11 protein-coding genes are annotated in these 13,293 nt (G+C 46.6%); 10 read left to right on the top strand and 1 reads right to left on the bottom strand.

Going from position 1 to position 13,293, the window contains the following annotated elements; all coding sequences use genetic code 11:
• The first annotated feature begins 43 nt into the window (after positions 1-43).
• The 4 genes from lipA to radA are packed head-to-tail and all read left to right on the top strand — an operon-like array spanning position 44 to position 3,829.
• Positions 44-922 carry a lipoyl synthase gene (gene lipA / locus Q3W13_RS17760; RefSeq protein WP_302866048.1) on the top strand — a complete coding sequence of 293 codons (879 nt, stop codon included), beginning with the start codon at positions 44-46 and terminating at the stop codon, positions 920-922.
• A gap of 24 nt (positions 923-946) precedes the next feature.
• A complete protein-coding gene (locus Q3W13_RS17765) occupies positions 947-1,498 on the top strand; it encodes an RNA polymerase sigma factor (protein WP_302866051.1) in 552 nt (183 codons plus the stop codon).
• A 10-nt stretch (positions 1,499-1,508) separates the two neighbouring features.
• On the top strand, positions 1,509-2,339 hold the full coding sequence (locus Q3W13_RS17770) for an anti-sigma factor (protein WP_302866054.1): 831 nt from the start codon (positions 1,509-1,511) through the stop codon (positions 2,337-2,339).
• Between the two features lie 44 nt (positions 2,340-2,383).
• The gene (radA, locus tag Q3W13_RS17775) at positions 2,384-3,829 is read left to right on the top strand and encodes a DNA repair protein RadA (protein ID WP_302866056.1); all 1,446 of its coding nucleotides are present in this window, start codon (positions 2,384-2,386) and stop codon (positions 3,827-3,829) included.
• 38 nt (positions 3,830-3,867) lie between these two features.
• Here radA and Q3W13_RS17780 read toward each other — a convergent pair whose 3' ends face one another.
• Positions 3,868-4,632, bottom strand: coding sequence for a UDP-2,3-diacylglucosamine diphosphatase (locus Q3W13_RS17780; protein ID WP_302866057.1), 765 nt, complete (start codon positions 4,630-4,632; stop codon positions 3,868-3,870).
• 221 nt (positions 4,633-4,853) lie between these two features.
• Between Q3W13_RS17780 and Q3W13_RS17785 the strand changes: the two genes are divergently transcribed.
• The 6 genes from Q3W13_RS17785 to Q3W13_RS25240 all read left to right on the top strand — a co-directional run bounded on the left by Q3W13_RS17785 (position 4,854) and on the right by Q3W13_RS25240 (position 13,290).
• Positions 4,854-5,228 (top strand): TM2 domain-containing protein, encoded by a 375-nt coding sequence (locus tag Q3W13_RS17785; RefSeq protein ID WP_302866058.1) that lies wholly within the window; start codon positions 4,854-4,856, stop codon positions 5,226-5,228.
• A 64-nt stretch (positions 5,229-5,292) separates the two neighbouring features.
• Positions 5,293-6,249, top strand: a complete 957-nt coding sequence (locus tag Q3W13_RS17790) for a nitrilase family protein (protein ID WP_302866060.1) — start codon at positions 5,293-5,295, stop codon at positions 6,247-6,249.
• 59 nt (positions 6,250-6,308) lie between these two features.
• Entirely contained in the window at positions 6,309-7,739 is a 1,431-nt protein-coding gene (locus Q3W13_RS17795) for an alpha-L-fucosidase (protein ID WP_302866061.1), read from the top strand.
• Positions 7,740-8,059: 320 nt separating this feature from the next.
• Positions 8,060-11,149: a SusC/RagA family TonB-linked outer membrane protein gene (locus Q3W13_RS17800; protein WP_302866063.1), complete on the top strand. Its 3,090-nt coding sequence runs from the start codon at positions 8,060-8,062 to the stop codon at positions 11,147-11,149.
• A 26-nt stretch (positions 11,150-11,175) separates the two neighbouring features.
• On the top strand, positions 11,176-12,783 hold the full coding sequence (locus Q3W13_RS17805) for a RagB/SusD family nutrient uptake outer membrane protein (protein ID WP_302866065.1): 1,608 nt from the start codon (positions 11,176-11,178) through the stop codon (positions 12,781-12,783).
• A gap of 429 nt (positions 12,784-13,212) precedes the next feature.
• Complete coding sequence (locus Q3W13_RS25240; protein WP_368077637.1) at positions 13,213-13,290, top strand: potassium-transporting ATPase subunit F; 78 nt, start codon at positions 13,213-13,215, stop codon at positions 13,288-13,290.
• Positions 13,291-13,293 lie beyond the last annotated feature (3 nt).

Consider the following 13,293-nt stretch of genomic DNA (forward strand, 5'->3'; position numbering starts at 1 on the left):
TGACTTTCCCCGACTTTCCGGACTTTTTCTATACTTTTGTTGTATGATTGATTTGCCTGTTGTTCCTGTCAACCAGATGCAGCGTAAGCCCGACTGGCTTCGTGTAAGATTGCCGGTTGGTAAGGAGTATGCGCATGTGCGCGGTTTGGTTGACGAGCATAAACTGCATACCATTTGCGAAAGCGGTAATTGTCCTAATATGGGCGAGTGCTGGGGGGCCGGTACGGCAACTTTTATGATATTGGGCAACATCTGTACCCGTTCATGTTCGTTTTGCGCGGTAGCCACCGGACGCCCGTTGGCGGTAGATACCGATGAGCCGAACAGAGTGGCTAATTCGGTTAAACTAATGCAGGTAAAGCATTGCGTGATCACTTCGGTAGACCGTGACGACCTGAGGGATGGCGGTTCAATCATTTGGGCCGAAACCATAAACGCTATCCGCCGCGAAAGCCCTGAGACTACACTTGAAACCTTACTGCCGGATTTTAAAGGCATTTGGGAAAACCTGGAACGTGTGCTGGAAACACGCCCGGAAGTGGTATCGCACAATATAGAAACGGTACGCCGCTTAACTAAAGAAGTGCGCATACAAGCGAAGTATGATCGCAGCCTTGAGGCGCTGAAACATATTTCGGAAGCCGGGCTTCGTACCAAATCGGGCATTATGCTGGGTTTGGGCGAAACAGAGGATGATGTATTGGAAGCTATGGACGATTTACTGGAAGCGGGTGTTCATATTCTTACGCTGGGGCAGTACTTACAGCCTACGCGCAGCCACCACCCCGTGGTCGATTGGATACATCCCGACCAGTTTGCACGTTATAAAACATTTGGGTTAGATAAGGGTTTCAGGTATGTGGAAAGCGGGCCGCTTGTTCGCTCCTCCTATCATGCAGAAAAACACCTGTTTGATATCTGATTTTTTTTTATATCTTCAACCCACTTGAGCAAAAGAACGAAAATATCGCTATCGGAAGAGGAACTGGTATTGGCGCTGAGGAATCGTGAAAAGATTGCCATAGAAGCGCTTTACGATATGTATTCCTCCTCGTTGTACGGTATCATCTCGCGCATTATAACCGACACCCCTGCCGCAGAAGATGTTCTGCAGGAAACCTTTGTAAAAATCTGGCATTCTTTTTCGGGCTACAGCGCCGAAAAAGGCCGTTTATTCACCTGGATGGCAAATATTGCCCGTAATCTGGCCATTGACAAAATCAGATCTAAGGATTTTAAAAATCAAAGCAAAAACCAGGAGATTGAAAATAACGTAACTTTCATCGATGAACAAAGGAACACAGTTTATAAGCCTGAGTTAATGGGTATTAAAGAACTGGTGGGAACATTAAAGCCCGAGCAAAAGTCGATACTCGACCTGGTTTATTTTAAAGGGTACACACATGTGGAAGCCGCCGAAGAATTAGGCGTACCGCTTGGTACTATTAAAACCAGGCTTAGAATGGCATTGACGCTGCTCAGGAAACATTTTAATTGAAAGAGTGGAAGTGGAAGATATAAAAGCATATATAGAATCAGGCATTTTGGAGCTTTATGTTCTGGGGGATGTAACCCGGGATGAAAGGCTGCAGGTGGAGGCTATGGCTGCTAAACATCCGGCTGTTAAGGCCGAGCTGGAGGAGATTGAGCGCTCGATGGAAGCTTACGCTGAGCATAATGCTGTTGAACCGGCTGAAAGTCTGCGCGGCAGGGTACTCAACAGTGTGCTTACAAATTTAGGGGACGATAGCATATTTGACAAGAGCGGCGAAAGTGATAAAAATAATATAGTCGTTTTGACGCCTGCTAAGCCCGGTAATTTTTACAAATACGCTTTTGCAGCGTGTCTGGCTTTGTTGATTGCCAGTGGTATCGCGCTTATAAACTTGTATAATAAATTACAGGAATCGAAGTCGCAAATAGCCGTTCTTCAAACAGACAGGCAGCATTTTGCCAACCAGGTAAATTTTGTTGAAAGTGAGCTGGGCGTTTTGCGCGATACCACCTATAAATTCCTGAAATTAAATGCAACACCAAAAGCGCCGGCCGGCGCAGCGGTGTCTATTGCGTGGAGCAAACAAAAACATAAGGTGTGGGTAGATATGGCCAGCCTTAAGATGCCTGTTAACGACCAGGCTCACCAATACCAGCTGTGGGCGATAGTGGCGGGCAAACCGGTTGATTTGGGCGTGTTTGATTCAAGCCCCGATTCTACGGGCATGAAGGAAATGAAAACCATCGCCGCCGTTAAAACTGACGCCTTTGCTGTTACCCTGGAGCCCCGCGGCGGCAGTGAAAACCCTACCATGGACCAAATGATGGTGATCGGGAAATTTTAAGCGACGAAAAGAAACCGGCACCATCAATCTGCACATTTAAATAAATGGCCAAGCTAAAAGTTGCATATTTTTGTCAAAGCTGCGGATACGAGGCGGCAAAATGGCTGGGTAAATGCCCTGCCTGTGCCCAGTGGAACACCTTTGTTGAGGAGGTGATTGAAAAACCTAACACGTCTGCGCCCAACTGGAAAGCAGCGGTTTCCACTACGCAGCAGCGCGCCAATAAACCCGTAGCGGTTGAAGACATTGTTTTTACAGAAGAGGCTCGTTTGCTAACGCCTGATTCTGAATTTAACAGGGTACTGGGGGGCGGGATTGTGCCCGGTTCGCTGGTGCTGATTGGCGGTGAGCCCGGGATCGGCAAGTCGACACTGATGCTGCAGCTGGCGCTGAACATGCCCAACCTGAAAGTGCTTTACGTTTCGGGCGAAGAAAGCGGGCACCAGATAAAGATGAGGGCGGAGAGATTGGCTGTAGCAAGCGATAATCAGCAGTTAGCAGCGGGCAGCGGGCCTCCGTCGGCAGAGAACAGCTGTTTCGTGCTGACGGAGACTTCTACACAAAACATTTTCAAACAAATTGAAGAACTGGATCCGGATTTGGTAGTGATAGACTCGATCCAGACGCTGCATTCTTCTCATATTGAATCTACACCGGGAAGTGTGTCGCAGGTGCGGGAATGCACGGCCGAGCTGCTGCGTTTCGCGAAGGAAAGCGCAACGCCGGTATTTCTCATCGGCCATATTACCAAAGATGGCGCCATTGCCGGTCCTAAGATACTGGAGCACATGGTAGATACAGTTTTGCAGTTTGAAGGCGACCGCCACCATGTGTACCGCATGTTGCGCACTATTAAAAACAGGTTTGGTTCTGCCTCTGAACTGGGTATTTACGAAATGCTGGGCGAGGGGCTGCGCGAGGTTTCCAACCCATCCGAAATATTACTGTCACAGCGGGAAGAACCGTTAAGCGGTGTAACCATATCGGCCACGCTCGAGGGCATGCGCCCCATCCTGATCGAAACGCAGGCTTTGGTGAGCACGTCGGCTTACGGGACGCCCCAGCGTACCGCCACCGGTTTTGATACCAAACGAATGAGCATGCTGCTGGCTGTTCTTGAAAAACGATGCGGGTTTAAACTGGCCGCCAAGGATGTATTTCTGAACATTACCGGCGGCATCAGGGTGGAAGACCCCGCGATAGATTTAGGCCTTGCTGCTGCCGTTATATCATCTCACGAAGACATTCCGATATCGGCCAAAACCTGCTTTGCCGGCGAAATTGGGCTTTCGGGAGAGATCCGTGCAGTGAACCGCGTGGAGCAGCGCATTGCCGAAGCTCAAAAATTGGGCTTTGAGCAGATATTCATTTCGAAATACAATATGCCTTCCGCCGCGCACGACAAAAAGAAAATAGACCTGTCGCGATATAAAATAGATGTAAAAATGGTGGGCAATATTGAAGAAGTATTCGGCCTGCTATTTGGTTAAATGCCTAAGCGATAGTTTGCGAGACCCGGCTTAATCTGCTATAACTTAGTGCCGTCTTTATCGAAATACCGCAGGCTGATATCCTTGCCATCAAAAACAGCGTAGCTGCAGACATACACCCATTCGCCGAGATTGATGTACCGGCTTTTATCATTCAGTTTAACGTCGAGCGGTAAATGCCGGTGACCAAAAACAAGGCAGTCAAAAAAATGCTTTTGCAGCACCTGGTTGCTAAAGGTTACCAGCCATTCCTGCTGGCCGGGCTTGGCATCTTCTTTCTTCTCATTGGCCAAACGGCTGTGCGACGACCAGTAGTTAGCCAAACCCACACCAAAATTGGGGTGCAGCCGCGCAAAAAGCCATTGGCATAGTTTACTGCGGAAAAACCCTTTTAAAAACTTATAAAATGTATCGCCGGGGCCAAGGCCGTCGCCATGGTGAAGGTAAAATTTCTTGCCGCTGCGCTCTATTTCAAGCTCGTTACTGATGATGGTTGCGCCGAGTTCGCGCTCAAAGTAATCAAACATCCACATATCATGGTTACCGCGGAAAAACCAAAGCTTAACACCGGCGTCGCTCAGCTCCGCCAGCTTGCCCAGGAAACGAATGTAACCTTTGGGCACCACAGTTTTATATTCAAACCAGAAATCGAACACATCGCCCATCAAAAAAACCTCGGATGCATCTGCCTTTATACTGTCGAGCCAGCGTACCAGCTTGTCTTCGCGGGCTCGGCTGGCGGCATAAGTACCGGTTCCAAGATGAAAGTCGGATGCGAAATAAATTTTACTGCGTGTAGCCATTAAGCAGTAAAAATAGATTAATAATAGGAAGATGAGAAAAAGAGGATAGATTAAAGTAACATCCCCGGCATTTAATGGCCTAATTCTTTAATTAATTCACCGCTTTATTTCCACAGCTCACCGATAACTTTATCGGGTTAACCAACATTGCATTGTGTCGATTTAAATGCTAACTTAGTTTTATGCCGTAATTAAAATTATCACCTAAAATAATTAAGAAAATGGACATGTATCAGAACCCATATATCGCATTTCCGGGAATAACCTCAGAGGAAATGTTTTTTTTACAGCAGGGTACTGCCGGCCTTAACGAAAATCAGAAAAAACAATTTTATATGGTGTATTCCGGCAAGAGAAAATCGGCGCAGGACATACTGATCTTTACCATAATCGGCTTCTTTGGCGTTGCAGGCATCCAGCGCTTTGCATTAAACGAAGTAGTAATGGGCTTGCTTTACCTGTTCACCTTCGGGTTTTGCATGATTGGCACTATCATCGACGTAGTTAACCATAAAACCCTTGCTGACGATTATAATCGCAAAATGGCTTTTGAGAGTCTGCAAATTGCGAAAATGATGCCCGGATTCGACGCCTGATCCGGCGCAGGTTCAAAAATTGAAAGTTCTGCATTTTGATGTATGGAACACGTACATTTACCTTATGCAAAATTTAAAAATTGCCACCGCACAATTTGAGAACCGCAGCGGCGATAAAGAATACAACCTTTCGGTAATTAGTAGGCTGTCGGCGCAGGCCGCTGCACAAGGCGCCGATGTGATCGCCTTTCATGAATGCTCAATTACGGGCTATACCTTTGCCAGGCATTTAAACAAAGAGCAGATGCTGGACTTAGCGGAGGTTGTGCCCGATGGCTCTTCCGTTCGCAAGCTCACGGAATTTGCCCGCGAGCTTAACATCACCATATTAGCCGGCTTGTTTGAAAAGGATGAGGAAGGCCGCCTGTACAAAACGCAGGTATGTGTGGACAGGAATGGCCTTGTGGCCAAATACCACAAGTTGCACCCCTTTATTAATCCGCACCTTACCCCTGGCGACCGTTACGTTATCTTTGATATTAAAGGCTGGAAATGCAGTATACTGATTTGCTACGACAACAATATTATAGAGAACGTGCGGGCGGTTAGATTATTAGGCGCCGACATTGTATTTATGCCGCATGTTACCATGTGCACACCCTCTACCCGGCCGGGCGCGGGATTTGCAGACCCAAAACTCTGGGAAAACCGCCAGGCAGACCCAACCTCGTTGCGGCAGGAGTTCGACGGGCTTAAAGGCCGCGCGTGGCTGATGAAATGGCTGCCGGCACGGGCTTACGACAATGCAATATATGCCATTTTCTCGAACCCTATCGGTATGGACGACGACCAGCTGAAAAACGGCTGCTCCATGATCATTGACCCTTTTGGCGATGTTATTGCAGAATGCCGCAGTTTTGATGATGAAATTACAATAGCTACACTTACCCGGCAAAAACTGACCGATGCAGGCGGCTACCGTTATATTAAAGCACGCCGCCCTGACCTTTACGGCGACATCATAGCACAACCCCACCAATCAGAGCAGAAAGTGGTGTGGCTGAATGAGAAAGAAAAGTAATGTGACATAGCTTCTGTTTTAAGCTAACAAAAGCATTATCTTCGGATATATTTATTCCGATGAAAAATATCTTTACTATACTGATTGTGCTACTGCTGGGTTCGGCTGTTAAGGCGCAGCACCATGAGGCTTACATTCCACCCACAGACCCTGCAGTTAAGCAAAAGCTGAGCCAGTGGCAGGACCTTAAGTTCGGGCTGTTTATGCACTGGGGGCCTTACAGCGAATGGGGCGTAGTTGAAAGCTGGAGCCTTTGCCCGGAAGATGAGGGCTGGACCCAACGCAAAGGACCCTACAGCGCCGATTATTATACCTATAAGAAAGCTTACGAAAACCTGCAAACTACCTTTAACCCCACCCGTTTCGATCCTGATAAATGGGTAAAGGCAGCGAAGGACGCGGGCATGAAATATGTAGTATTTACTACCAAACATCACGATGGCTTTTGCATGTTCGACACTAAGCAAACCGATTACAAAATTACCAGACCTAAGACGCCGTTCTCGGCAAATCCGAAAAGCAATGTGGCTAACGAGATATTCAGCGCATTCCGCAAGGAGAACTTTATGATCGGCGCTTATTTCTCCAAACCGGACTGGCACAGCCCCGATTATTGGTGGCCGTACTTTCCGCCCAAAGACCGCAATGTAAACTACGACCCTGCAAAGCATCCTGATAAATGGCAGAAATTTAAAGATTTTACCTATAACCAAATACAGGAGCTGATGACGGGTTACGGCAAAATAGATATCCTGTGGATGGATGGTGGCTGGGTGCGTCCGTTGAGTACTGTGGATACCACCGTAGACTGGCAGCGGGGCATAAAGGTTAACCAGGACATCGACATGCCGCGCATAGCCAAAATGGCCAGGGCGGCCCAACCCGGGCTAATAATGGTTGACCGTACCGTTACAGGCCCTTATGAGAATTATACTACACCCGAACAGCAGATCCCGGCCGAACCTATTGATCATCCATGGGAAACCTGCATGACGATGGGAAACTCCTGGAGTTATGTTCCCGGCGATAAGTATAAATCGCCGCAGCAAATTGTGCAGCTGCTGGTAAAAATTGTTTCCCGGGGCGGCAACCTGTTAATGAACATTGGCCCCGGCCCTGACGGCGACTGGGACCCCGAAGCCTACAAGCGCCTGGCCGACATTGGGAAATGGATAAAAATAAACGGCGAAGGGATCTATTCTTCTAAATCTGTCGCGCCATATTCCGACGGAAATATATTCTTCACACAATCGGCGGACGGCCGCCGGGAGTATGCATTCGTACTTGCGGGAGAAAACGGTTTGGTATTGCCGCATGTAATTAGCCTGAAAACCGCAAATAGCCAAAAAGTAAAGCAGGTCAGGCTGCTTGGCTCAACCCAAAAACTGAGGTGGAAACAGGATGGCGGCACGGTTGCCGTAACGCTCCCTGCATCGCTGCAAAACGGCAGTGGTCTTCAATATGCGGCTACATTTAAGCTAACCTATTAGTATTTACGGTCATTTCTTCTTGATACTATCTTTGTCGGGGAACTTGTTTAGTTTTCCGGCTTTTTTATGGCTTTGCGGTCATTCCCAATATTTGCCCTGGGAAATTAGCATTCTCTTGCTTCGCTGCAAAGAAACAATCCCGCGATTGCACGACACCCGGCTTAACCAAAAATTAACCGGCAGAAACTATTAAGCATTATATGTAATAATATTGATATGCTTTTTAAATGAATTTAAGAAGTGTGTAAACTTAGCCGCTATTTTTTTCTAAGTTTATCGATTATTTCTTAACCTACTAAACACTAAAAAATCAAGGTACTATGAAGATCAATTTACCATTAAAATTTTGTTGGGTAGCGGGGGCTCTTTCCCTTGGCTGCTGCCTCAACACGTACGCAACTCCCCTACCAAATAATCCCCTGAACAGCAAGACTATTCACATTCAGGCCCCAATTAAGGGTATTGTGAAAGATGCTACCGGCGAACTGCTTGTAGGCGTATCAATTTCTATTAAGGGCACCACAACGGGCACGCAGAGCGATGTGAACGGGGCTTTTACAATTAATGCCAACCCGGGCGATGTACTGGTGTTTACTTACATTGGCTATGCAAAGCAGGAAGTTACAGTTGGTAATGACACCAACATCACAGTAACATTGCAGAATGATTCAAAACAGCTGCAGGAGGTAGTTGTAACTGCACTAGGTATCAGCAGGCAATCAAAAACCCTGACCTACGGCATGCAAACCATCCGCGGCAACCAGGTAACTGATGTTCCAGATGCAAGTTTGGTAAACAGCTTGTCGGGTAAAATTGCCGGCGCACAGATCACCAAAAGTTCTTCAGGCGTAGGCGGTTCAACCAAGGTTATTTTGCGTGGTAATAAATCTATCAACGGCGATAACAACGCTTTATATGTGATAGATGGTATACCGATGCCGCGTAACCTAAGTGGTCAAACAAGCAGCGTTTTCGGCGGTATGGACCGTGGCGACGCTATTGAAAACCTTAACCCGGATGATGTTGAAAGCATTAGCGTATTGCCGGGATCTGCTTCAGCAGCGCTTTACGGCAGCCAGGGTTCAAACGGTGTTATCCTTATAACTACAAAAAAAGGTAAAGCCGGTAAGCCCCTTGTTAGCTTCTCATCAAACACTACTTTTGAGAGCCCTTTCGAAATCCCTAAGTTACAAAGCACCTATGGCGAAACAACTGAAGAAGCAGGTTCGCCGGTAACTAACTCGCCGCAAAGCTGGGGCGCTAAAATTTCGGGCGGTAATTCACTCGATCCGAAGTCATTTTTTAATACCGGTAAAACTTTTATCAATTCGCTTTCATTGCAAACCGGTACTGACAAGAACAACAGCTATTTCTCTTTCGAGAGCACCAATTCAACCGGCATCATTCCGGACAATAAGCTGAATAAATACAATTTTACGGCACGCAACACCAGTAAATACTTTAATGACCGGTTAACACTGGATGTGTCGGCAAATTATATCTCGCAGACGGTAAACAACAGGCCCGCACAGGCGTTTTATTCAAACCCGCTGGTGTCGTTATACCTGTTCCCGCGCGGCGTCGACTTTACCCCATACAAAAACAACTACGAAGTTTATGACCCAAGCCGTGTACTGTTTGCACAGAACTGGCCTTATGCTGTCAGCGATATCGCAACCCAAAACCCTTACTGGATTGTTAACCGCAATACTAACCAGGACCGCCTGAACCGTATTTTAGGAACAGTAAGCCTGAAATGGGACATTGCCAACTGGATTAACATTGCAGGGCGCTTAAAAGTCGACCGTACAGATGATGTTTTTGAGGCTCAGGATTATGCTACCAGCAGCCCAACGCTATTTGGCGCTAAGGGCGCATATACTTACAACCCAAATGGTATCACCCAAACTTACGCTGACGTAATTGCCAACATCAACAAAAAATTTGGCAGCGACTTTACATTGACCGCTAACGTTGGTGCGAGCTTACAAAACAGCCAGACACATGGCTCAAACACCAGCGGCAACCTGCTGAACTTTGCCAACGTCTTCTCGATATCAAATATCGATTACGGCCGGGTTTACCCAACTGAATATGCCGACAGGCAGCAAATCCAATCTGTATTCGGCACCGCTAACTTAGGCTATAAAGATGTTTTATTCTTAGACATAACCGGCCGTAACGATTGGGACTCCAGTCTTGCGTTCACTAACAAAGATTACTATTTCTATCCATCGGTTGGTTTAAACGTGGTATTGAGCAAATTAGCTAAGCTTCCTGACTTTGTAAGCTTTGCAAAAGTTCGTGCTAACTTAACCAACGTTGGTAACGGTGCAAGCTCTATTTTATATGCAACCAATCCAAACTACCCGGTAGTTAATGGCTCTGTAAACTCCATTGGCGCAGCCCCTTTCCGTACCTTAGTTCCGGAAAAAACCCGTTCTTATGAAATTGGTACCGACTGGCGTTTCTTTAACGATAACCTGACATTGACCATCAATGCCTACAAATCATTTACCAGGAACCAGATCTATTCTATCCCGGTTTCGGCAACAACAGGCTTCAGCACCTATTATTTCAACGGTGGTAACTTAGAGAACAAGGGTATTGAGTTAAGCCTTGGCTACAATGCTAAATTCGGCGACTTTACATGGAAGCCAAGCTTCAATATTTCTGCAAACCGGAACAAAGTACTTGATGTGCTGGAATACACCGACCCTGCAACCGGCCAGGCTACCTCACTGCCATACGTAAACCTTTCGGGCGATGTGTTTAACCTGCGTGTGCAGAAAGGCGGCGCTTACGGCGATATGTATGCACAGGCAGCCGAACGCGACGCAAACGGAAACTACATTGTAAATTCAGACGGTGTTCCGGTTAAATCAAGCGACTACACCCGTATAGGTAATGTTAACCCTAACTTTGTTGCAGGCCTGCAAAACGAATTCAACTATAAAAACTTCAGGCTAAGCTTCCTGATTGATGGTAAATTCGGTGGCCAGGTAGTATCATTAACCCAGGCGGTTCTTGACCAGTACGGCGTATCAGCCGCATCAGGTGCAGCACGCGACGCGGGCGGTGTAAACGTTAACGGCAAAATGGTTGACGCAAAAACTTATTATCAAACCATCGGCGGCCGTAGCCCGATTGCTGATTTGTACACCTACAGCGCTACCAACATCCGTTTACGCGAGTTAGTATTTGGCTACACTTTACCAGGCAGCTATCTGGGCAATAAAATAAAAAATGTAGGCATTTCGGTAGTAGCCCGTAACCTTTGGATGATAAAAAACAATGCGCCGTTCGATCCGGACGCTACGCTTTCGCAGGCTAATGGTTTCCAGGGCCTCGATATATTTAACCTGCCAACCATCCGCAGCGTAGGCTTTAAAGTAAGCGCCCAGTTTTAATCAGTAACAAGTAAAAGATATTTGAAATGAAGACAAAATATTTAAACAAAAAATTCGGTATCGCTTTAGCCTTGCTGGGGTTAGGCTTTACCCTTACACAATCGTCCTGTACTAAGGATTTCGAGAAATATAATACCAATAAGTATAATGCTACCGACTCTTTGCTGAAAATTGACGGTGAAGGTTATGGCGCGTTCCTTATCCCTATGCAGTTGGGCGTTGTTAACTCTATCAACTATAATTTCCAGGTGCAGCAAAACCTGAACGCGGATATCTACTCGGGCTTCATGATGTCGGGCGACCCGTTCAATGGCGGCGTTAATAATACCAATTACGGCCTGGTTAGCGGCTGGAACACCGCTGCTTTTGACCTGGGTTATCAGCAGATTATGGCCAACTGGCAGTCGGTTTACAAAAAAGCAGCCACCGCAGCCCCGGATTTCCTGGCAATAGCTTATATATTAAAAGTAGAGGGAATGCATCGTGTAACTGACATTTACGGCCCAATTCCTTACGTCAAGTTCGGCAAAGGCGGCTTCTCAACGCCTTATGATAGCCAGCAAGCTGTTTATAATGAGTTTTTTAAAGAACTGGATATTGCTATAAGTACTTTAAAGGCTTACGTTGCTGCTCACCCGGGCGCAAAACCAATGGCGGCTTACGACTTGATTTATGGCGGCGACTACACCAAATGGATAAAATTTGCTAACTCTTTAAAGCTGCGCCTGGCTATGCGCATCAGCATGGTTGACCCTGCAACTGCCAAAACAGAAGGCGAAGCTGCCATGAAGGATGCAGGTGGCCTGATTACCTCAAATGATGACAATGCTTATGTAAAAGCAGCTAACGGTGTTACCTTTACCAACCCGCTTTGGTCTGTTGATTATGAATACCTGGACATTAACCTTGGTGCACCAATGGAGTGCTACCTGAAAGGCTTTAATGACCCGCGTATCGGCGCTTACTTTAAAGTAAACAGCAAAGGCGAATACCGCGGCATCCGCAATGGGGTGGCAATCAGCTCTACCAGCCAGTATGCTGATGCAAGTAATTTTAACCTGACCAACACCTCGCCAATCAGGTTTATGGCTGCTTCAGAAATTTACTTTCTGAAAGCCGAAGCTGCATTACGTGGCTGGGATACAGGCGGCGGCAGTGCACAAAGTTTCTATGAGCGAGGCGTTCAAACTTCATTCGACCAGGCTGGCGTATCTATCGGCGGGTATTTGAACGATGCTACCAGCACAGAGGCTCCTTATGTGGACTTGTCGAGCGCAACTAATAACGTGCCTGCCGGTTCGCCGTATCTGAGCAAAATCACCGTAAAATGGAACGAAGGCGACACCTACCAAAATAAACTTAACCGCATTATTACCCAAAAATGGCTTGCTTTATGGCCAGACGGTGAAGAGGCATGGGCAGAGTTCCGCAGAACAAATTACCCTGTGCTTATGCCGGTAGTGGTTAACAATAGCGGCGGCACCATCAGCACTACTGGTTTTATTCGCAGGTTGCCATTCTCGCAAAATGAGTACAACAACAACAATGCTGAAGTAACCAAAGCTTTAGCCCTGCTTGGCGGCCCCGACAACGGCGGCACCCGTTTATGGTGGGATGTAGCGGTTAAAAACTAACACATACGCATCTTTTTAAAAAGGGCCCTTCAAAAGAGGGCCTTTTTAATTTTCAAGAGCATTTCAGGAAGAAGGACAATAGCCTTAGCTAAATACCTGCCCTTAAATGCAAATGCTTTTCCTTGCATACGTCTGCTAAAAGCTCACGTCTGCGGGCCTGAATTAACAACACTCACACCATCTCAATCTGACAATAGACCCTTCCATTTTGGAAGGGTTTTTCTTTTTTAAATAGTAATTACCATTCTGTTTTTGCTGTAAAATGCTGATTTACATTGCTTTAATAATGCGCTGCGATAACTGGCACCGGCGTTGCAATTAATGGCAAAACGATATTAGAATGTTAACGATAATCCTGTTTGTGGCCCTCATCTTTTGTTGCTGGCTATTCTTTAAATCCATCGACTGGTTCGAAAAAATCTGACAACTATGCTTGCGCTATTTATCATTTCAATTGCAGTGTTTGCATACATGGTGTATGTGCTGCTTAAACCCGAAAACTTTTAATAC

This window comes from Mucilaginibacter sp. L3T2-6, from assembly GCF_030519355.1.
Taxonomy (GTDB): Bacteria; Bacteroidota; Bacteroidia; order Sphingobacteriales; family Sphingobacteriaceae; genus Mucilaginibacter.